The organism is Gammaproteobacteria bacterium, assembly GCA_015709635.1.
Classification (GTDB): Bacteria; Pseudomonadota; Gammaproteobacteria; order Burkholderiales; family Nitrosomonadaceae; genus Nitrosomonas.
Genome location: CP054180.1, coordinates 1,141,260 through 1,161,230, shown reverse-complemented (window position 1 = coordinate 1,161,230; position 19,971 = coordinate 1,141,260). Strand labels below are relative to the sequence as shown.

20 protein-coding genes are annotated in these 19,971 nt (G+C 51.5%); 9 read left to right on the top strand and 11 right to left on the bottom strand.

The features are described 5' to 3' along the window. Nucleotides 1-3 precede the first annotated feature (3 nt). Entirely contained in the window at nucleotides 4-1,155 is a 1,152-nt protein-coding gene (gene flhB / locus HRU78_05270; protein ID QOJ23128.1) for a flagellar type III secretion system protein FlhB, read from the bottom strand. 221 nt (nucleotides 1,156-1,376) lie between these two features. On the opposite strand from flhB, the gene HRU78_05265 reads away from it, so the two are divergent. Beyond that, on the top strand, nucleotides 1,377-3,761 hold the full coding sequence (locus HRU78_05265; protein ID QOJ23127.1) for a penicillin acylase family protein: 2,385 nt from the start codon (nucleotides 1,377-1,379) through the stop codon (nucleotides 3,759-3,761). Nucleotides 3,762-3,798: 37 nt separating this feature from the next. Here the strand turns inward: HRU78_05265 and HRU78_05260 are convergent, their stop codons facing one another. From HRU78_05260 to HRU78_05245, 4 genes are read right to left on the bottom strand one after another with little or no spacing between them, the layout of a single operon-like run. Then, complete coding sequence (locus tag HRU78_05260; GenBank protein ID QOJ23126.1) at nucleotides 3,799-4,167, bottom strand: hypothetical protein; 369 nt, start codon at nucleotides 4,165-4,167, stop codon at nucleotides 3,799-3,801. Then, nucleotides 4,164-5,471: a Xaa-Pro aminopeptidase gene (gene pepP, locus HRU78_05255; protein ID QOJ23125.1), complete on the bottom strand. Its 1,308-nt coding sequence runs from the start codon at nucleotides 5,469-5,471 to the stop codon at nucleotides 4,164-4,166. The genes HRU78_05260 and pepP overlap by 4 nt, the downstream gene beginning before the upstream one ends. Nucleotides 5,472-5,488: 17 nt before the next feature. Further along, nucleotides 5,489-6,202 carry a nucleotidyltransferase family protein gene (locus tag HRU78_05250; protein QOJ24929.1) on the bottom strand — a complete coding sequence of 238 codons (714 nt, stop codon included), beginning with the start codon at nucleotides 6,200-6,202 and terminating at the stop codon, nucleotides 5,489-5,491. Between the two features lie 19 nt (nucleotides 6,203-6,221). Next, the gene (locus HRU78_05245; GenBank protein ID QOJ23124.1) at nucleotides 6,222-7,226 is read right to left on the bottom strand and encodes a phosphotransferase; all 1,005 of its coding nucleotides are present in this window, start codon (nucleotides 7,224-7,226) and stop codon (nucleotides 6,222-6,224) included. Nucleotides 7,227-7,453: 227 nt separating this feature from the next. Here HRU78_05245 and HRU78_05240 point away from each other — a divergent pair, with 227 nt between their 5' ends. The 7 genes from HRU78_05240 (at nucleotide 7,454) to trmB (ending at nucleotide 12,423) form a co-directional block, all read left to right on the top strand. Continuing rightward, nucleotides 7,454-7,750, top strand: a complete 297-nt coding sequence (locus HRU78_05240) for an accessory factor UbiK family protein (GenBank protein ID QOJ23123.1) — start codon at nucleotides 7,454-7,456, stop codon at nucleotides 7,748-7,750. A gap of 84 nt (nucleotides 7,751-7,834) precedes the next feature. Further along, nucleotides 7,835-9,346, top strand: a complete 1,512-nt coding sequence (locus HRU78_05235; GenBank protein ID QOJ23122.1) for a YifB family Mg chelatase-like AAA ATPase — start codon at nucleotides 7,835-7,837, stop codon at nucleotides 9,344-9,346. A gap of 222 nt (nucleotides 9,347-9,568) precedes the next feature. Next, a complete protein-coding gene (locus tag HRU78_05230; protein QOJ23121.1) occupies nucleotides 9,569-10,129 on the top strand; it encodes a PEP-CTERM sorting domain-containing protein in 561 nt (186 codons plus the stop codon). Between the two features lie 187 nt (nucleotides 10,130-10,316). Continuing rightward, the gene (locus HRU78_05225; GenBank protein ID QOJ23120.1) at nucleotides 10,317-10,406 is read left to right on the top strand and encodes a hypothetical protein; all 90 of its coding nucleotides are present in this window, start codon (nucleotides 10,317-10,319) and stop codon (nucleotides 10,404-10,406) included. 251 nt (nucleotides 10,407-10,657) lie between these two features. Then, nucleotides 10,658-10,861 (top strand): sulfur carrier protein ThiS, encoded by a 204-nt coding sequence (gene thiS / locus HRU78_05220; protein ID QOJ23119.1) that lies wholly within the window; start codon nucleotides 10,658-10,660, stop codon nucleotides 10,859-10,861. A 40-nt stretch (nucleotides 10,862-10,901) separates the two neighbouring features. Continuing rightward, nucleotides 10,902-11,723 (top strand): thiazole synthase, encoded by an 822-nt coding sequence (locus HRU78_05215; protein QOJ23118.1) that lies wholly within the window; start codon nucleotides 10,902-10,904, stop codon nucleotides 11,721-11,723. 34 nt (nucleotides 11,724-11,757) lie between these two features. Beyond that, nucleotides 11,758-12,423 (top strand): tRNA (guanosine(46)-N7)-methyltransferase TrmB, encoded by a 666-nt coding sequence (gene trmB / locus HRU78_05210; protein ID QOJ23117.1) that lies wholly within the window; start codon nucleotides 11,758-11,760, stop codon nucleotides 12,421-12,423. 49 nt (nucleotides 12,424-12,472) lie between these two features. Here the strand turns inward: trmB and HRU78_05205 are convergent, their stop codons facing one another. The 6 genes from HRU78_05205 to HRU78_05180 all read right to left on the bottom strand — a co-directional run bounded on the left by HRU78_05205 (nucleotide 12,473) and on the right by HRU78_05180 (nucleotide 18,784). Further along, entirely contained in the window at nucleotides 12,473-13,690 is a 1,218-nt protein-coding gene (locus HRU78_05205; protein ID QOJ24928.1) for a vanadium-dependent haloperoxidase, read from the bottom strand. Nucleotides 13,691-13,800: 110 nt separating this feature from the next. Then, entirely contained in the window at nucleotides 13,801-15,012 is a 1,212-nt protein-coding gene (locus HRU78_05200; GenBank protein QOJ23116.1) for an HD-GYP domain-containing protein, read from the bottom strand. Between the two features lie 324 nt (nucleotides 15,013-15,336). Then, nucleotides 15,337-16,122, bottom strand: coding sequence for an aldolase (locus HRU78_05195; protein QOJ24927.1), 786 nt, complete (start codon nucleotides 16,120-16,122; stop codon nucleotides 15,337-15,339). Nucleotides 16,123-16,137: 15 nt separating this feature from the next. After that, nucleotides 16,138-16,542, bottom strand: a complete 405-nt coding sequence (locus tag HRU78_05190) for an RNA-binding S4 domain-containing protein (GenBank protein ID QOJ23115.1) — start codon at nucleotides 16,540-16,542, stop codon at nucleotides 16,138-16,140. A gap of 1 nt (nucleotide 16,543) precedes the next feature. Continuing rightward, complete coding sequence (locus HRU78_05185; protein QOJ23114.1) at nucleotides 16,544-17,782, bottom strand: OsmC family protein; 1,239 nt, start codon at nucleotides 17,780-17,782, stop codon at nucleotides 16,544-16,546. A gap of 132 nt (nucleotides 17,783-17,914) precedes the next feature. Further along, complete coding sequence (locus HRU78_05180) at nucleotides 17,915-18,784, bottom strand: hypothetical protein (protein ID QOJ23113.1); 870 nt, start codon at nucleotides 18,782-18,784, stop codon at nucleotides 17,915-17,917. Nucleotides 18,785-19,008: 224 nt separating this feature from the next. Here HRU78_05180 and HRU78_05175 point away from each other — a divergent pair, with 224 nt between their 5' ends. Next, nucleotides 19,009-19,914 (top strand): hypothetical protein, encoded by a 906-nt coding sequence (locus tag HRU78_05175; GenBank protein ID QOJ23112.1) that lies wholly within the window; start codon nucleotides 19,009-19,011, stop codon nucleotides 19,912-19,914. The last annotated feature ends 57 nt before the right edge of the window (nucleotides 19,915-19,971 follow it).

Below are 19,971 nucleotides of genomic sequence, written 5' to 3'. Positions count from 1 at the left end.
GGTTTACGCATTGCCCGGTTCTGCCACGCCCGGATCCAATTCCGCCGGAACCGGTACATCCACCGGCGGTTGCGGCACTTTGCCGCCGTATTCGTTATAGCGTCTTAACTGAAAAACGTAAGCCAGCACTTCGGCAACCGCGGTATACAATTTTTCCGGTATTTCACTTTCCAGCTCGGCGTGGTAATACAACGCCCGTGCCAGCGGCGGTGCTTCCAGAATCGGGATGCGATTCTCTTCGGCGACTTCACGGATACGCGCCGCCAGCAAATGCACGCCTTTGGCGACCACTTTCGGCGCCCGCATGCTGCTGCTCTGATAGCGCAGCGCCACGGCGTAATGCGTCGGGTTGGTTACAATCACATCGGCTTTCGGCACTTCCGCCATCATGCGGCGGCGCGCGGCTTCCCGTTGCAGACCGCGAATACGCGCCTTGATGAACGGATCGCCTTCGCTTTCCTTGTATTCCTTGCGGATTTCTTCCTTGGTCATACGCAACTGCTTGGCATGTTCCCAGAGCTTGTAAGGCACGTCGATCAAGACGACCAGGATCATCGCACCGACGATCAGCAGAAAACTCATCGTCAGGAATTCACCGGTGCGGGTAATGCCCAAATCAACCGGCATCGTCAGCAACATCATCACGGTGTCTTTGTTGCTCCAGATCACCAGTGCAGCGACACTGCCGATCACGACCGTTTTAAGAATCGCTTTGACCAGTTCAACCAAGCTATGCATCGAGAAAATCCGGGCAAAACCGCTCATGGGATTGATGCGATTGAACTTTGGCATAATTGCATTGGTACTGAACATCCAGCCGCTCAACGACATCGGCGCGAAAAAAGCCACGATCAGGAGTAAAAGCAGTAAGGGTGCAATCGCCAGCAGGCCTTCAAAAGCCAGCTCGTAAAAGCGATTGAGCATCAAATCCGGCTGATGCGCCAATTCACGTTCTATGTACATGCCTTCTTTCATCACTTTCAGCAGTTTATCCATCAGGCCGGAGCCCATGAACACGATGCCACCTGCTGCAGCCAGCAATAACGTGAATGTCGTCAGTTCTTGAGAACGCGCAATCTGGCCTTCCTCTCGCGCTTTCTCCAAGCGCTTCGGCGTCGCCTCTTCCGTTCGTTCTAAATCACTGTCTTCAGCCATGATCAACTCCAATTTTCCACAAATGAATTATCATTGCGAATACATAGATTCAATGCCGGGAATAAAGAAGGAATCAGCCCTTTTATTATCAGAATATCGCAAACAATCATTTATAAATTTTAATATCAATGAGTTATATAAATTTTCTGGGATAACGATATCAATCTGGTGCACGCTGGAAAGCTGCACCGGCAGCTTGATTCGATTACTTTCATATGCATATGCAGTCTACATTTCGATTTATCCGCTTCTCCCTGCTAATAAGCCTGTCAATTACCGGCTTATTAATGCTTGCAGCTGTTTTATCACTGCGCGGCAGCTTGCCGCAGTATGACGGCGAAGCGGCATTACCCGGTCTAAGCACAGCAGTAGCGGTCGAGCGGGATGCATTAGGCAGCGTCACATTTCACGGCGCAAACCGGATGGATTTGGCGCAGGCGATGGGTTTTGTGCATGCGCAGGAACGTTTTTTCGAGATGGATTTGATGCGTCGGCAAGCCGCGGGCGAACTCGCCGAATTGTTCGGCGCCGGCGCGCTTTCGCATGACCGCAAAGCACGGCCGTTCCGCATGCGCACACGCGCCGCCGAAGTATTACAGCGGCTTCCGGAAGAACAACGGCAATTGCTCGATGCTTACCGGATCGGTGTCAATCAGGGCCTCGCCGCGCTGACGGTGCGGCCTTTTCCTTATTTGCTGACGCAGACCGTGCCGGTAATCTGGCGCAATGAAGACAGCATCCTGGTCATCTACGCCATGTTTTTCATCCTGAACGAAGAAAATATTTACCGCGAGCTGGGACTCTCGCACCTGCACGCCGCACTGCCCGCAACGGTTTACGAATTTCTGACGCAGAATGCCGGTGTCTGGGATGCGCCGCTGATCGACGAGCCTTTTTCTCTGGCACAACTGCCGCCGGCAACGGATATCAACTTGCAAACGCTGGATTCGCATTTATTCCAAGACGGTGATTTGCACACCGAACAAGCGCCGGGCAGCAACAGTTTTGCGGTTTCCGGCGCATTGGCCGACGGCGCCGCGATCGTCGCCAACGACATGCATTTGACGCTGCGCGTGCCCAATGTCTGGTTCCGCTCGCGGCTCGTTTACCCCGATGCCATCACCATCGGCCAAATACATGACATCACCGGCATCAGTCTGCCCGGCGTTCCGGCGATTGTCACCGGTTCAAACCGCCATATCGCCTGGAGTTTCACCAATAGCCACGGCGACTTTTCCGATTGGGTGCGCATCCAAATCGATGAGCGCGATAACACGCGTTATCTCGGTGCAACCGGTTGGCAACCGTTGCGGATCGTGCAGGAAACTATCCGTGTGCGCAATGCGCCGGATGAAGTGCTGACCGTTTCAGAAACCGAATGGGGGCCGGTCATTGCGCAAGATCATGATAAAACGCCGCTGGCGCTAGCATGGACAGCGCTCCAGCCGGATGCCGTCAACCTAAAACTGACCGAATTGGAAACGGTAAGAACGGCGGCGCACGCGGCAGAAATCGCACCCCTGTTCGGCATTCCGGTACAGAATTTCATCGTTGGCGATCGCGACGGCAATATCGGTTGGACACTCGCGGGCCGTATTCCCGCGCGCTCGGCCGGTTATAACGCGCAAATACCCGCCGACTGGACACCTCCGGGCAACGGCTGGCATGGCTGGCTTGATCCGGAAGATTATCCGGAACTCCACAACCCGCCCTCACACCGTCTGTGGTCAGCCAATTCGCGCACCGTTTCGGGCGATCAGCTGACGCTGCTCGGTAACGGCGGCTTCGATCTCGGCGCGCGCGCACTGCAAATCCGTAACCGTCTGTTCGCCAGCGAACAATTCGACACTGACGATATGCAAGCGATTCAACTGGATTACCGTGCGCTGCTGCTAACCCGTTGGCATCAATTGCTGCAAACGACGCTCGAATCAACCGGCAGTGACGCTGCGTGGATCGCGGCAATGAAAACCGCGTTGTCCGATTGGGATGGAGCCGCGTCCGCGCATTCCGTCGCGTACCGCATCGTGCGTACGTACCGCTACGAAGTCATGAAGACCGTAATGAACGGCTTTGCCGCACCGGTGCGTCAGCATCACACCGGTTTCGAGCTTCCCCGGTTGAGCCAGACCGAACTGATTCTATGGCAATTAATCGAACAACAACCGCAGCATTTGCTCCCGCCGCAATTCAAAAACTGGCAGGAATTGCTGCAGCACTGCGCCCAAACGATCGCACAGCAGCTGCAGCAGGATGGCGGCATTACGGAACGCGACTGGGGAACGCAGAATGCGGCGCGCATCAAGCATCCGCTCAGCCAGAAACTGCCGTCATGGATTTCACGATGGCTCGACATGCCGCACGATCCGCTGCCGGGCGATCACAACATGCCGCGCGTGCAATCGCCGAATTTCGGCGCGTCACAGCGTTCGGTGGTTGCTCCGGGTCAGGAAGAACAAGGGTATTTCGATATGCCGGGTGGGCAAAGCGGGCACCCGCTGTCACCGTATTACGGCAGCGGGCACGCCAACTGGGTCAGCGGCGAACCGACACCGTTCCTGCCGGGTGCGGCTGAGCGGCGGATGAAATTGATGCCACGGCGATAAATTACGATTGCAAACGGCGAAGCCGGTCTAATCCGGCTCAGTGCTTCTTCTGTCCAGTCCGCTGCACTTCCGTTTCTTCGATGATCTGCGCATCTTCGATGATCACCGTCTGGTCTGCGTCAGATTGCCGGTTTGCTTCGCCGGACTGCTGCATGGTGTTTTCATACTTTCTGCGCAACCACCAGAAGCGTATCCCGACCACCACAACGGCAACAGCCAATAAAGCGAGAAAAGCGGCAAAAAAGAAAACACCCAGTACCGCCATAATGATGACGAACGGAATGAGGATCGCATAAGTAAGCCAGCGATTCACCGGAGAAACCGGCACACGCTGATAGTCACCCGATTCGTTCTGGCGGTATTCGGAAATTCTGCTGATAATAATTTTCCTGTCATCATCACTCATTGCATCAGCTCCTCTATTTCGGCTATTGTTTTGGGCGCCGCCAGCGTCAAAATTTCATGCCCTGACGGCGTAACCACAACATCGTCTTCTATACGAACACCGATATTCCAGAAATGTTCCGGAACATTATCTGCCGGGCGGATATAACACCCCGGTTCGACGGTCAGCACCATGCCCGGTTGCAATTTACGCCATTCACCTTGCAATTTGTACTCGCCGGCATCGTGAACGTCCATGCCGAGCCAATGTCCGGTTCGATGCATGTAGAAACGCTTGTAATCCTCCGATTCCACAACGGCATCGACACTGCCCCGGCACAACCCCAGATCGATGAAACCCTGCGCCAATACCTGCAATGCCGCTTGGTGCGGATCATTCCAATTGTTATCCGGTTGCACTTGCGCGATCGCCGCCGCCTGCGCGGCTAGCACCAGCTGATAAACATCGCGCTGCGGCGCAGTGAATTTACCGTTCACCGGGAATGTGCGGGTGATGTCCGATGCATAGCCGTTTAATTCACACCCGGCATCGATCAATAGCAAGTCACCCGATTTCAGCTCAGCGTCATTCTGCACATAATGTAACACACACGCATTGGCCCCGCCGGCAACGATGGAAGTATAAGCCGGCGCCTGCGCGCCGTGCCGGTAGAACGTGTAGAGCAATTCCGCTTCGATTTCGTACTCACGCATGCCCGGTCGCGTTGTCTGCATCGCGCGCTGGTGCGCTTGCGCCGAAATATCGGCGGCGCGCTGCATAACCTGCAATTCCTCGGTGTCTTTGATCAAGCGTATCTCATCCAGCAATGCGCGGCTGTCGCGAATTTCTGTTGGCGCGGCAACGCCCGTACGCGCTTGTTCGCGTACCCGGTTCAACCAGCCGATGACGCGCTGGTCCCAAGCCGGATCCAGCCCCAGTGCCGTATAAACAGCCTTTTGATCGGCCAATAATTTGGGAAGTAACTCATCCAGTTTATCAATGGCATGCGCTTCGTCAAAACCGAAAATTGCTTTCGCGGCTTCCGGCCCATAACGGTAACCATCCCAGATTTCCCGCTCCTGATTCTTTTCGCGGCAGAACAATAGCTGTTTCGGCGGCGCATCATCACCTGCGATAACGAGCACCAGCACCGCCTCCGGTTCGCGAAACCCGGTCAAATAATAAAAATAGCTGTCGAAACGGTAAGGATAATGTGCGTCACGATTGCGCAGGCGTTCCGGCGCGGTCGGGATAATCGCGATGCCGGATTGCATTTTGCTTGCCAGATGCTGGCGGCGGGCGATGAAATGTTGAAAGTGTGTCATAACGAGTTCTTTATTCCTTAAAGCGATCCGGCGGATGATTCTGCGCGAGATTTGAGTTGTTTATCCAATAATTCAAGCCGCTCCGGCGTTCCGACATCGACCCATTGACCGGAAAAATAGGCGCCGCTCACCTTCCCTGCCTGCATGGCCTGCCGCAACAACGGTGCAAGTTTAACCGGCAAACCGGGTTGTATACCGCTGAAAAGCCGCGCCTGATAAATACCGATGCCGCTGAACGTCAGTTTTGGATTTCCAGTCAGCTTAACTTGGACACCGCACAACGCAAAATCACCATCGGCATGGTGCGGCGGATTATCGACCAGAACCAGGTGCGCAAGCCGATCCGTATCAGTCTGCATTTCCTGCAATGCCGGTAACAACGCTGCATAATCCATTGTGCAATAGATATCGGCGTTCACCACCAGAAACGGCTGATCGCCGGATTCTCCCGTCAATAGTGGCAAGGCATTGGCAATCCCGCCTGCCGTTTCCAGCACCACCTGCTCGGGCGAATAGCGGATACGCACACCGTAGTGTTCACCGCAACCCAAAGCTTTTTCGATCATTTCACCCAGATACGCATGATTGATGACGATGTCGGTAAAACCGGCGCGCGCCAGATTGTTCAATTGATACTCGATCAATGCGTGCCCACCCGCCTTCAGTAACGGCTTGGGCATTGCATCGGTGAGCGGACGCATGCGTTCACCGCGCCCGGCGGCGAGTACCATCGCAGTATAGGGAATGCGTTCAGAAGGTATAGCCAACTTTCTGACCGGATTCGACCGGATGCAATGCATCCAGCAAATTCAGCAACGGATCGAGTTCGCGGTAGCGCTCGCACGTTTTGCGCAAATACTGCATCACCAGCGGCATATCGTTCAAATACGCCGCTTTGCCGTCGCGATAATTGAGCCGGGCAAAAATCCCCAGCACCTTGAGATGGCGCTGCACGCCCATCCATTCGAAATCCCGGTAAAACGCAGCAAAATCCGCACTGACCGGAAGTTCAGCCCGGCGCGCTTTTTCCCAATAACGGATAGCCCAGTCAAGAATGCGCTCTTCGTCCCATTGGATGTACGCATCCTTCAAGAGCGACACCAGATCGTACGTAATCGGGCCATACACGGCATCCTGGAAATCGATGATGCCCGGATTGGGAGCAGTCACCATCAGATTGCGCGAATGATAATCGCGATGCACCAGCACTTTGGGTTGCACCAGATTGTTGTGCAGAATCCGGGAAAAAACGGTGCGCAACACAGCCTGTTGTTTTTCCGTTAAATCCGCTTGCAGATGTTTTGCAATATACCAATCCGGAAACAGATCGAGTTCTCTTTGCAGCAAAGCTTCGTCATAAGCCGGCAGGCTTTCCGCCTGATGCGACAATTGCATTCTGACCAGCGCATCAATTGCTTCGCCATAAAATCGGCTGGCTTCATCGGGTTGCTGCCGGAGTGCTTGCAGGAATGTCGTATTCCCCAGATCGGATAACAGCAAGAAACCCAGATCGAGATTTTGCGCCAGTATTTTAGGCACATGCACGCCGGTTGCCGCGAGAATTTCCGCCACACGCAAGAATGGCGCGCAATCTTCATGCTGCGGCGGCGCATCCATGACGATAACAGTCTGATCGTCAACAGCAACACGGAAATAACGCCGGAAGCTGGCATCCGCCGATGCCGGTTGTAATGTAAACGGTTGTGCGGGAAATTGATCCTGCAACCAATGCTCAAGTAATTGTCTGCGTTCCATTCATATCTCCGGATAATCAACCATTATTCAATCGGTGAATTGTTGAGGGTATTCATCTATTCATTGACGGGCGGCAGCATGGCAAAATAACCGGCGATCCTTAACAGTGGAACCTTACGCAATAACAGTGGATAATCCGAGGTTGTAAAGAAATACCGTTTGAGATTTTATCACGTAGCCATCCGCATCAGCTGATCAAGTAGTGAATCATCAACAGGAGAACATCAATGCTTAATAAAAACGTAATCGACGAAATCAATGCCAAAGTCAGCGACATTCTGCACAACAGCCCGGCCAAGGATATCGAAAAAAACATCCGGGTACTGTTATCGGGCGCTTTTACCCGGCTTGATCTTGTCACGCGCGATGAATTTGACGTGCAGCAGGAAGTGCTGCAACGCACCCGGGAAAAATTGATACTCCTCGAAGCCAGAGTGGCCGAATTGGAAGCGCGCTTGAATCAATCCGCATCGGGTGCAACAGAAAAAAATGAAGCACCGGATCGCGTGCAAGCCGAGGGGTAGATTGAGTCAATTTCTGCTCGTGGTTTGATATTCTTGAGCCTTTTCGCATCCACACCTGACTGCACTCAGGTTTGCGTTTATTAAATGTCTCTTGCCGTTCTGTATAGCCGGGCGCTTGCGGGTATCCAAGCGCCGTTAGTGACGGTGGAAACCCACATCGCCAACGGTTTACCCAGTTTCACCATCGTCGGTCTCCCCGATACCGAAGTCAAAGAAAGCAAAGACCGCGTCCGTGCGGCACTGCAGAACGCGCAGTTCAAAATGCCCGCGCAGCGTATCACGGTCAATCTGGCGCCTGCCGATCTGCCGAAAGAAAGCGGGCGTTTCGATTTACCGATCGCACTCGGCATACTCGCAGCCACCGGGCAAATTCCCGGCGACAAACTGGATCAGTACGAATGGGCCGGAGAACTCGCGCTGACCGGTGAACTGCGGCCCATCCACGGTGCGCTGGCGATGACCTACAACGCTTCACAATCCGGCCGCAGTTTCGTACTGCCGCAACAAAACGCCGCGGAAGCGGCACTCGTTAACAAAGCCACGATTTATGCCGCCAAGTCGTTGCTGCAGATTTGCGCGCATTTGAGCGGGCACGAACCTTTGCCGGTTTACCGGAATCTCCCGGAAAACGGCAATGGCGCACAGGATTCGGTCTATCCTGATCTGGATGAAGTCAAAGGGCAAACCCATGCCAAACGCGCACTGGAAATCGCCGCCGCCGGTGGACACAGTCTTCTGATGATCGGCCCGCCGGGCACCGGCAAGTCGATGCTGGCAGCGCGCTTTCCCGGTATTCTGCCGCCCATGACCGAGCAAGAAGCTTTGGAATCCGCCGCGATTCAATCGCTCGGTTACGGCAATTTCAACGTTAAAAACTGGAAACGGCGCCCATTCCGCTCCCCGCATCACACCGCTTCCGGCATCGCTCTGGTCGGCGGCGGCAGTCAGCCGCGCCCTGGCGAAATCTCACTGGCACTGCACGGCATATTGTTTCTCGACGAACTCGCCGAATTCGACCGTAAGGTACTGGAAGTCCTGCGCGAACCCCTCGAATCCGGCAAAATCACCATCTCCCGCGCCGCCCGCCAAGCCGAATTCCCGGCGCAATTTCAACTGATCGCTGCGATGAATCCCTGCCCTTGCGGCTACCTAGGACATCCCTCCGGCAAATGCCACTGCACCCCCGATCAGATCGCCCGCTACCGCAACCGAATCTCCGGCCCATTACTCGACCGCATCGACATGCAAATCGAAGTACCCGCTGTGCCGCAACAGGAACTGGTGAAACAGCAAATTAGCGGCGAGAAAAGCAGCACGATCCGCCAGCGCGTTGAAAAAGCCTATCAATTACAACTTGACCGGCAGGAAAAAACGAATAGCCGCTTGAGTGTTAAGGAAATCGATCGATTCTGCGCACTTGATAACGCCAGCGAGAATCTGCTGAAACAAGCCATCAGCCGTTTGAATTTATCCGCTCGCGCGTATCACCGCATTCTCAAAGTCGCGCAAACCATTGCGGATTTGGCGGGAATCGAAAAAATCAACAGTCAGCATATTGCGGAAGCGATTCAGTATCGCCGGTTGGATAAACAGTAAGCTTCATATGCATTTTTTCAAAACTAAAATATAAAGCACCTGCCCCAACGGGTGAGGAATTAAATCCGATAAGAGTTAAAAAACAAGGATTAATGGGATTGTAGTAGATTTGTTTAAATGATAAGCCGATTGAACAGATATAAGTTACTGTATATTAATATATTACTTGACGCCTCACTATTCTTTTCGTAAACTGTAATCCCTAAAAAATAAAGGATTAAAATGAAAAAATTAATCATTGGAGTCTTTCTTATCATCTCATCGTTTTCTGCGCAAGCTGCAGTTACGATAAAAGATCTTACACTCTTCAATTCTGAAAATCCTGGACAAATCTGGGTTACCTGGACGACAGGTCATTGGATACTGGGAGTTAGTGATTTAGCTCATGGGCCATTACTTAATGCACCGGATGCATCGGTTGAAGGAATTCCACAAGGTAATTACTGGTTATTTGCGGATCCAGCCGGTCTCGGAACATTTCCTGAATTAGACGTTACGTTATCCGATGGATCAACTATGAGTGCTATTTTCGAAGTTTCTGGCAGTAATGGAACTGCACAATCATGGACACGGATAAGTGGCAGTCCGTTGCTATCTCTTGGATGGGCAGATGGATCTGCTGATCTAGTGGGTACTTATGCTGGCATCTCACCCGATGGCGTAAATGATTTCTATATGTACGCCACAATTGGAGCAGTACCAGAGCCTTCTCAGTACATTATGCTGCTTCTTGGATTTATAATCGTTGGTTCTTTTACGAAGCGTCATTACAAATTTTCATAACTTAAGGAAATGCTGATTAATTGGCCGAGCAAGATGATATGCAAGACGGATGAGTGCAAGAAACAAGACGTATCAATACGATAGGCGAGTTTTTGAACACCACCCAGCACAGCAAATTGCGTGTACAGGCAATTAATCAGTGTTTCCTTAAAGAAATCGATCAATCTTGTGCACTTGACTCAGCCATTTGAACTTGTCAGCCCGAGCGTATCACCATATTTTGAAAATCACTTGGGCGATTGCAGATTTGACGAGTACCGATAAAATCACTAATTAGCATATTGCAGAAGCGATTCGATTCGATATCGCAGACTCGATAAGCAATAAGCTTTAGCATCATTCCATCAGGATTGCTCAAACTCTCGGAGCGATGACTGGTAAGCTGCCGTTTTAGCAGCAAATATAACTTTCATCATTGCCGGTTCAAATAAATTACTCCAATGCCTTATTACTCGCATGCTAAAATTCACCCTGAATTTTGATTGTTCGTCCGGTTAACCTGAAATATCAATCCTCGTTTTATCATCCATGATACAACTCACCATTAATGGACAACCGCAGCAATTCGAGGCACCGATCAATGTAGCGCAACTGATCGATCATCTTGCGCTGCACGGCAAACGTATCGCTATCGAATGCAATGGCGAAATCGTGCCGCGCAGCCGGTTCTCGGATCAGATGCTGATTCATGGTGATCAACTCGAAGTCGTTGTCGCCGTCGGCGGCGGTTAGTTTGTCATTTCGTTTTAAAACACTCTGAAAACATCATCGCATGAACAGCTTAGTCATTGCCGGTAAAACTTATTCTTCCCGTTTACTAGTCGGTACAGGAAAATACAAGGATTTCAACGAAACCCGCGCGGCGGTGGAAGCCAGCGGCGCTGAAATCATCACGGTGGCGATCCGACGCACGAATATCGGGCAAAATGTCAACGAACCGAATCTGCTGGACACACTGCCGCCGTCGAAATACACGCTGCTGCCCAATACGGCGGGCTGCTACACAGTTGACGATGCGGTACGCACATTACGGCTAGCGCGCGAATTGCTCGATGGACACAGTTTGGTCAAATTAGAGGTGCTGGGTGATCCTCGAACCCTGTATCCGAACGTGGTGGAAACTCTCAAAGCCGCAGAGATCCTGATTAAAGAAGATTTTCAGGTAATGGTGTATACCTCGGACGATCCGATCATGGCCAAGCAATTGGAAGAAATGGGCTGCGTCGCGGTGATGCCGCTCGCCTCGTTGATCGGTTCCGGCATGGGTATTTTGAATCCTTGGAATCTGCAAATCATCATCGATAACGCCAAAATTCCGGTGCTGGTCGATGCCGGCGTCGGCACCGCTTCCGATGCAACCATTGCCATGGAACTCGGGTGCGATGGCGTATTGATGAATACCGCGATTGCTGCCGCGAAGAATCCGGTATTGATGGCCTCGGCGATGCGCAAAGCCGTCGAGGCCGGGCGTGAAGCCTATCTGGCCGGCCGTATGGCAAAAAAACTCTACAGTGCCAGCCCCAGTTCACCAACGAAAGGCATCATCGCACAAGCGGAAACAGTATCGAAAAAACCCGCCAGCGGTAAACCCTGATCGTTTTAGTTTAGTCTTGCCAGCCCTTTAATCCATGCAACAAACCATACGCAGCTTTGTTCTCCGGCAAGGACGCGTTTCCAACGCGCAACGCCGCGCCTGTGAAACGCTATTGCCCAAGTACGGCATTCCGTTCAGCGAAAATCTGCTCGATCTGGATCGGGTGTTTGGACGCCAGGTGCCTAAAATTCTGGAAATCGGATTCGGCATGGGTGAAAGTACAGCGGCTATCGCCAAATCGCATCCGGAAAACGATTATCTCGGTATCGAAGTGCATACGCCGGGTGTGGGCAGTCTGCTCAATCAAATCGAGCAGCACGGATTGACCAATTTACGCATCATTCAGCACGATGCCGTCGCGGTATTGCAACATATGCTGCCCGCCGCGTGCCTGGATGGCATTCACATCTTTTTCCCCGACCCTTGGCCGAAAGCCAGACACCATAAACGCAGACTGATTCAACCCGCTTTGGTTACCCGCTTATGCAGCCATTTGAAACCGGGAGGCTATCTTCATGCCGCGACCGACTGGGAAGATTATGCCGAGCAAATTTTGCATGTTTTGAGCCAGGAACCGCAACTCAATAATACTGCAATGGATTATGCGCCGCGGCCGGATTACCGGCCATTAACCAAGTTTGAACAAAGAGGAATCAAACTTGGGCATGGCGTATGGGATTTGATTTTCCGGAAGAACTGAGTTTTATCCAGTGAAAATGGAGCCTCTCGCGCGACTGGATTTTCCCGGTTTATTTTGTTTTCAATAAGTATTTCTCAGCAGCCAGATTGGCAATTTTCTTGCCCATCTCGGAACCTACTTTGCCGGAATTGCGGTAATGCACACCATCGTAAATGCGTGCATTGGCAACTTCTTGCATAAAATCGTCAAGCTTCGTCCAACTGCGTGCTACACCGCCCGCAGCGGCGCTGGTCGTTGTTAGCGCCGGCGTTTGACCGTCGCCGATTTCGATTTGCAGCACCGTCCCGACGGCAGCGGAAACGATGCAGTGCGCGCAAGGGTATTCCGGGTGCATCGGCGTATCAATAAAAGGCAGCCATGATGCATCACGCCCGGTTGCATCGTTACCGTCGATATCGCCGTTGCGGATCGCCGTCACCGGCCGCCAGAAACCGTAATGATATTTCGCATCGAACACGGCAATCAATCCATCATCCGAGGCTTGCGTCACAGCGGCGAACAAGCGTGCATTTTGCGTAATTTCCCTTCCCGGCCTATCGGCAATCGAACGCACGACACCGTGATAAATCGGCGGCATGACTTCTTCCCAGAAGCGGGCGATGGCGGTTTGTTCCGCACTTCTTTGTTGACTATTCTTACCGCCGAGCGCCTTGACTTCGTTATAATCGCGCGCCCATAATTCGCTGCCCAGTTCAGGCGGCGGTGCCGGGCGGAATTGAGCCGGGTGTGTCATCAACCAAGGCTTACGATGCATCCATTGCGGTGCTTCAGGTATCACCGTAGGCACGTAAACTCCCGCTTTGGCGTAAGGACGATAAGATTCTCCGGCGCTTGCTCCGTCATCGATACGTAGCGCCAGGATTGCAGCAGCTGCTTTCTCACCCACCGTAATGCCGCTGGCTTTGCTTTCTCCATCAGCGATCACGGCCAGCGCGGCTTGATATACCTGATCGATTGCGGATTGCTGAGATGGCACAAGCTTAGACAATGCCGCCCGATTTGCCGCGGCTACCGCCGCTTCAACCGACGCACCAGGCGCCGCTTCCAGTTTTGTATCTTTCACCGTATAACGCCGGGTAATCGCATTGACAGCCTCATACACGGATGCTTGCACAATCGCCAGCGCTCGTTCGGCTGGTAGCGGTCCGATCTTGGCATTCACCACGATATCGCCCGCCAGCTGATTCCAGTCGGTCACGGCATCGGCGAGTACCTCAAGCGGCGCCAGCATCCACAAAAACGACGTAACGGCCATCACTCTGCGCATTTCTCGATATTTTCCAGCTATTTGCATCATGTCTATTTCCCACAAATTTATTCTTTGAAATTTTCCGATATTTCCGATTGCCCTTGTTTGATTAAGATCATCAGCTCACTTCATATCCCTTGTATTTTATTGATATCAAACCCCCATTGAAGCGGATCCTCAATATTTTCTACACCATCGGTGCCTTTGGATAAATCCAGAATTTCGACCGGAATATGCGCATTGGCGCGTGTCGAAAAGAAAGTTTTAATGATGGGCGTGGTCAGTTTTTTTGTGGATTGCTCCATGACGACCCCCAATCGCCCGGATTTAAGTTTTAACAAAGTACCGCTTGGGTAGATGCCGATCGTCTTCACAAAAGCCTGAAAAATCGTTTCGTCAAAATGTCCGTCTTTCCAAGAAGCCATTTTGCGAATCGATTCCGCCGGAGACCAAGCAGGTTTGTAGCAGCGATCCGACGAGATGGCGTCGTAAACGTCGCAAACCGCGCCCATGCGGGCAAACAGCGTCAATGCATCACCGGATAATTTTTTCGGATAACCTTTGCCATCAACGCGCTCGTGATGATGCAAACACACATCCAAAGCGGTTTCATGCACTTGATAACAGGATTTCAGAATCTCCCAGCCGCGCTCCGGGTGGCTTTTCATGATGACAAACTCTTCATCTGTCAATTTGCCCGGTTTGTTCAGTACCTCATTCGGAATCACCATTTTTCCGATGTCGTGCAACAATCCGGCTGTACCCGCCTGTTTGATTTGCGCCGCGTCCAAGCCCAATTGCCTTCCCAGAGCGACCATCAGCATGCAAACCGCAACCGAGTGCATGTAGGTATACTCGTTGACATTCTTCAGGCGAATTAATGTCAACAGCGCATTCGGGTTGCGCTCCATCGATTGATTGATCTCATCGACCAGCGACTCCGCACCTTCGATTTCAAGCGCTTTTCCCATACGCACTTCGCTGAACATCGAAGTCACCGCTTCTTTGGCTTTCTTCTGAATTTTTTTTGCGGTTTCCAATTCCTCCTCTACCGAAACCCGCGCCACGGGCTTTTTGACCGGCTGCGCCGCACTGCCGGTATCGACCGGCTTGGCAGGCTGGGGATTTTCAACATGGATTTTTTTATCACCGGCGACGTCGAGTCCTTTACTGGTATCAATCCATATTTCATCCAGATCGCAGCTTACCAACTTATCCAGATCTTTTTGCAGCTCCAGTTTGAATGATTTCTTCCAAAACGGATGTTCCAGCCAATTACCGCGGATCGCATGAATATACATTCCCAACCGGACATCATTTGTTTGCACTTTTTTTATCATACGGATTCAATATAAAAAGCTGAGAAATTACGAATATCAATAAGAATCCGGATTCACCGATCGGACCGCATCGATCAGTTTCCGGATTTCAGATTCCACATTCAACTGAAAAAGAAGAGTGCCTATTGTGCACTTTTCAGTGGGAAAGTTAACGGTAAGATTGCGATGTTTTTATAGGGGTATTCCAATCATCATAAGAAAGGGTCGAATACCCCGGAAGTTGGTGGTATTTGCATCAGGCAATGCATCAATAGGCATCCGCTACTGCAGATTTCGATTTTCTCAGGAAAAATCTGCTTCATTTTCTTGTTTGCTGTGGGCCATTTATTGCAAACAGTCTGCGTTCTTTTTCAAAGTACGCCGTGCATAATAAGCAAAAGCCACCGCGCTGCGTTGTCCGCGCAGAATCCAGTCATGCGCTTCCCGGCCCAAATCGGGGTCGATCGGCTGAATGGTGCCTGCGGAAGCCGCCAGCAGATGCATGCGCGCCGCCCGCTCAAAGGCAAGCGCCAAAATGCAGCCTTGTTCAATGCTCGAACTGGCGATCAATAAGCCGTGATGCGCCAACAACAGCGCATGCTTGTTGCCGATAGCTTTGGAAATCAATTCACCTTCCTCGTTGCCGACCGGCACGCCGGGCCATTTCGGCAGAAAAGCGACATCGTCGTAGAGCACGCAGTTGTCCATGTGGGAAATTTCCAGCGGTACTTCCAGCATGCTGAGCGCGGCGGTATGCACGGCATGCGTATGAATGATGCATTGCACATCGGGCCGCGTGCGGTATAGCCAGGAATGAAAGCGGTTGGCCGGATTGGCCATGCCGTCGCCTTGTAAAACTTCCAGATCTTCATTGACAAGCAGCAAATTGCTCGCGCAAATTTCGTCAAAACCGAATCCCAGCCGTTGCGTCAAATAGGTCCCGGGTTGTTCACCGCGTACGGTGATCTGCCCCGCCAATCCGGAATCGTGTCCGTTATCGAACAAAATCCGGCAAGTCAGCGCCAGCTTCTGCGCTTGCGTGTAATCAGCACCTTGCAGGTGTTGATCCATCTGCACAAAGGATTGTTTGATCAGTTGCTCTTTATTCAAATCGAAAGTGTCATTGCTCATCATTTTTCCCGGATTCTAATGTTCGTCGTGACGGGTGATAAAACGCTCAATTTCGCGGCGATCGCGTTTGGTTGGGCGTCCTTTGGTATAAAACGGCTGCGGCTGCGCTTTTAAACGGACTGCCAGCAACTCCCGCTTTTCCCGGCTTGCCTCGGTTTCACGGTACAGCTGCTGCGCCACGGTGGCGGATCCTCTTTTATTGGATAGTCCCAATACTTCGATGTCGTATTGGTAATTATCGATGCGAATGGTTAATTGGTCTCCCGCAGCAAGCACTTTGGCCGGTTTAACCCGCTGACTGTTCACGGTTACCCGACCCCGATCGATCGCTTCGGCGGCCAGCGAGCGTGTTTTAAAAAAACGTGCCGCAAACAGCCATTTGTCTACGCGGAATTTTTCTATCGCATCATCCGGTTGCATTTCAAAATGTATCCACGAGATTAGTTTCTATCTTGATTTTGCTCTGCAGTGTTTTATGCACCGGGCATTGATTGGCGATTTCCAGCAACCGGGCTCGTTGCTGCTCGCTCAAATTGCCGCTCAACCGGATCTTGCGCGTAATGACATCAATCATTGTTTTCTGCTGCTCACAACCGGCGCAATCGTCGGCATGAATCCTGTCGTGATGCAACTCGACACGAATATCCTGCAAATCGATTTGTTTGTGATTGGCGTACATGCGCAGCGTCATCGACGTGCAGCAACCCAATGCGGCGAGCAGTAATTCATACGGATTAAGCCCGAGATCCGCGCCGCCGAGTGCGATGGGTTCATCGCTGATCAGCCGGTGATGCGGCGTCAGAACCTCGCGCGTGAATTTTTTATCGTATTCGTGCACGATCACATATCCCGATCCAATCGGCGGTTGTTGCTCATCCGCCGCTTTAGCCGGTACTTGTTCCGCTTGCAGATAACGGCTTGCCCAGGCCGACAAAACTTCCGCGACATAGCGCGAATCGTGCGGATTGGACAGCATATGATCGGCATGATCAAGCGACACAAAGCTTTTCGGGTGCTTGGCTGCGGTAAAAATTCGTCCTGCTTCGTCGATCGGCACGATCTCATCGAGTGGTGAATGAAAGATCAATAGCGCTTTTCTCAGTGCACCGATATGAGCGACTGAATTATATTTCTCCAGATCATCAATGAACTGACGCCGTATCTTGAAGCTTCTTCCGGCCAATTCAACCTGCACCGATTCTTCATTCTGCAACTCGCGGTAAGAATCCGCGAACAAATGTTTGACATGATCGGCTGTCGCCGGTGCGCCGATAGTGGTTACCGCTTTGACCGAAGGCAGATCTTGCGCTGCCGCCAGAACAGCGGCACCGCCCAGGCTGTGCCCGATCAATAGCGTGGGCGCGGCATAGTGTTGTTCAAGATAACGCGCCGCGGCTAATAAATCCTGCAAATTGGAGGAGAAATTGGTATTGGAAAAATCCCCTTGGCTACTGCCGAGACCGGTAAAGTCGAAACGCAATACCGCGATGCCGCATTCAGCGAGTGCGAGCGCAATCCGTGCAGCCGCCGGATTGTCTTTGGAGCAGGTGAAACAATGGGCAAAGAGTGCATACGACTTGATCGTGCCGGCTGGAATTTCCAGCAAACCGGATAACGATTCGCCTTGCGGATTTTGAAATACGGCCTCAATGCGGGACATGGACTATTTACCTTTCAAACAGATCAAAAACAGTCTTTCAAGCGGAATGCTGTTTGCAAATAGTATCAAAAATCGAATGAAAAGATTCTTTTCTTCGCGGAAAAAACGGCAGGGATTCAGGAAGTCAAGCACTCAAATAATGTATTCGATCGGCATGACTGTTTTTCTTGGTAAGGATGACAAAACGCTTTTCTGGATTTTCAGCACTTCATCCAACTGAAAATCCGCATCCATATTGAGAGAGAAACCGCTGCGATCACTGAGCAAATTATCGATCGCCGCTTTGGCGGTAGCAATCGTGCGATCATCAACTGTCACCTGGGTCAGAATGCGCTGTAAAGTTTCGCGATCGATCGCGTGAGCCGCTCTGTCCAGGGAATAATATCCGGCTACCGCTACGCGATTGTCTAAAAGCACTGCCGCATTTCCCCACACTACATTGTCACGATCCACACCGGCCACTGTATCGATAGCCCACACGGCCATATCGCCAAAGGTCTTGTCGGCAGCCATTTGCGCGAGCATATGATCGACCACCACCGATTTATTTGCCGGCGAGAATGTACTATCAAGCAAATGATTCACGACCCGTGTCACATTGTGCGTCTGGTAGTGCAGTGAAGCTTTTCCCCAGCTGGAATCCGTGAATGGCACAGACGTCAAAGCTCCCGTCACTTGCGCAATCATCTCATTTTGTGTAGCACCGGCAGTCAACTTGTGCGTAATAAAATCAATCACCAGATTCTTGTCACTCTCCGCTGCCCGGTTACCAACCAAATCATGAATAAAAGTGCTGGCGAATTCAGTATGACTCAATCGCACGTGATACTGTTTGTCGAAGAATAAAGCACTTTGCGCCAATGATTGCGCTACGCTTGCCAAGGATTGGCCATTCTGCAACCGTGTACCGAGAATTGTCAGATTGACTGCACCGGGTGCAGTATTAAACAGCGCCAGTATGAGCTGAAAAACGGAGGTCTGTTGTTGAACAGTAAGCACCATATCAAAATTTTATCGCACGGATTCAATTATTTTGCATGCCATTTATGCATGCGATTCGAATTGTATGTAATTGCAAAAAACAATTGTTGAGCAAAATCAATTCCAAAACGCTTACCTACTCCTGCGCCCGATTTTCGGTAATAATCCTTTCATTTGCAATGCGGCAAATTGCCGCACCTGAAGATAATGGCAGTGGAGATCTCACGAAAGTACCCATTTAATTTATGACAACATCGTTACAAATTCTCATCCTGGGTCACGGCGAAATGGGTCATGCGATGGAATTCCTGCTCAAAGACCGGCACACGCTGAGTATCTGGGAGAAATTTCCACATATCGACCGCCCTTACGTCACGCTGGAACAAAGTGCGCCGCATGCCGACATTGTGTTATTTTGCCTGCCGGTCAACCCGCATCGCGAAGTTATTCAGCACATGGCACTGCTGCTGCAAAAGACCTGCCTGTGCGTCAGCATCGCCAAAGGGCTTGACGAATGCGGCAAAACCGCAGCACAAATCTTTGCTGAGAATTTACCGGAGCATCAACCGTACGCACTGCTGTACGGCCCGATGATTTCCGAGGAAATCCGCGCCGGGCGATATGCATTTGCGCAGCTGGGATGCCGGGACCTCACAGCATTTCATACGCTGCAAGCTTGTTTCAATCACACCAAGCTGTACATCGATCATACGACGGACATCACAGGTATCAGCTGGTCGGTGATTCTAAAAAACGTGTATGCAATGGCATTCGGCATGGCCGATGAACTTCAGCTCGGCGATAATGTACGCGGTTTTCTGGCAACCATGGCCTTGCACGAACTTAGCAGGATTGTGCAAACGATGGGTGGGCAAGCCGATAGCCCGTATCATCTGGCGGGATTGGGAGACTTAATCACCACTGCTACCAGCGCAAGCTCGCATCATCATGAATTAGGCCGCAAATTGGCGCGAGAGGAAACAAACGATATTTCCGGCGAAGGGCCGCATACTTTAAAAATGATTAATCAGTACGGACTATTAAACTTACAGCATTACCCACTCTTTCAGTTGATCGACGAAATGGTGCAAAATCCATGCAATGTCCGGTCAAAATTCGAAGATTACTTCAAACAAACTTTTCCGCGGTAGCAGTAAGAACTAAACCTCAACACCCGGTGAATCTTATCTGCTTTGAAAGCCGATACA

Coding starts and splice junctions, on each gene's coding strand:
- HRU78_05235 (QOJ23122.1), top strand. CDS start 7,835: ATGTCTCTTGCCGTTCTGTATAGCCGGGCGCTTGCGGGTATCCAAGCG.
- HRU78_05215 (QOJ23118.1), top strand. CDS start 10,902: ATGAACAGCTTAGTCATTGCCGGTAAAACTTATTCTTCCCGTTTACTA.
- HRU78_05265 (QOJ23127.1), top strand. CDS start 1,377: ATGCAGTCTACATTTCGATTTATCCGCTTCTCCCTGCTAATAAGCCTG.
- HRU78_05180 (QOJ23113.1), bottom strand. CDS start 18,784: ATGGTGCTTACTGTTCAACAACAGACCTCCGTTTTTCAGCTCATACTG.
- HRU78_05250 (QOJ24929.1), bottom strand. CDS start 6,202: ATGGTACTCGCCGCCGGGCGCGGTGAACGCATGCGTCCGCTCACCGAT.
- HRU78_05245 (QOJ23124.1), bottom strand. CDS start 7,226: ATGGAACGCAGACAATTACTTGAGCATTGGTTGCAGGATCAATTTCCC.
- pepP (QOJ23125.1), bottom strand. CDS start 5,471: ATGACACACTTTCAACATTTCATCGCCCGCCGCCAGCATCTGGCAAGC.
- HRU78_05195 (QOJ24927.1), bottom strand. CDS start 16,122: ATGAGCAATGACACTTTCGATTTGAATAAAGAGCAACTGATCAAACAA.
- HRU78_05185 (QOJ23114.1), bottom strand. CDS start 17,782: ATGTCCCGCATTGAGGCCGTATTTCAAAATCCGCAAGGCGAATCGTTA.
- HRU78_05175 (QOJ23112.1), top strand. CDS start 19,009: ATGACAACATCGTTACAAATTCTCATCCTGGGTCACGGCGAAATGGGT.
- thiS (QOJ23119.1), top strand. CDS start 10,658: ATGATACAACTCACCATTAATGGACAACCGCAGCAATTCGAGGCACCG.
- HRU78_05205 (QOJ24928.1), bottom strand. CDS start 13,690: ATGCGCAGAGTGATGGCCGTTACGTCGTTTTTGTGGATGCTGGCGCCG.
- HRU78_05190 (QOJ23115.1), bottom strand. CDS start 16,542: ATGCAACCGGATGATGCGATAGAAAAATTCCGCGTAGACAAATGGCTG.
- HRU78_05260 (QOJ23126.1), bottom strand. CDS start 4,167: ATGAGTGATGATGACAGGAAAATTATTATCAGCAGAATTTCCGAATAC.
- HRU78_05230 (QOJ23121.1), top strand. CDS start 9,569: ATGAAAAAATTAATCATTGGAGTCTTTCTTATCATCTCATCGTTTTCT.
- HRU78_05200 (QOJ23116.1), bottom strand. CDS start 15,012: ATGATAAAAAAAGTGCAAACAAATGATGTCCGGTTGGGAATGTATATT.
- flhB (QOJ23128.1), bottom strand. CDS start 1,155: ATGGCTGAAGACAGTGATTTAGAACGAACGGAAGAGGCGACGCCGAAG.
- HRU78_05240 (QOJ23123.1), top strand. CDS start 7,454: ATGCTTAATAAAAACGTAATCGACGAAATCAATGCCAAAGTCAGCGAC.
- trmB (QOJ23117.1), top strand. CDS start 11,758: ATGCAACAAACCATACGCAGCTTTGTTCTCCGGCAAGGACGCGTTTCC.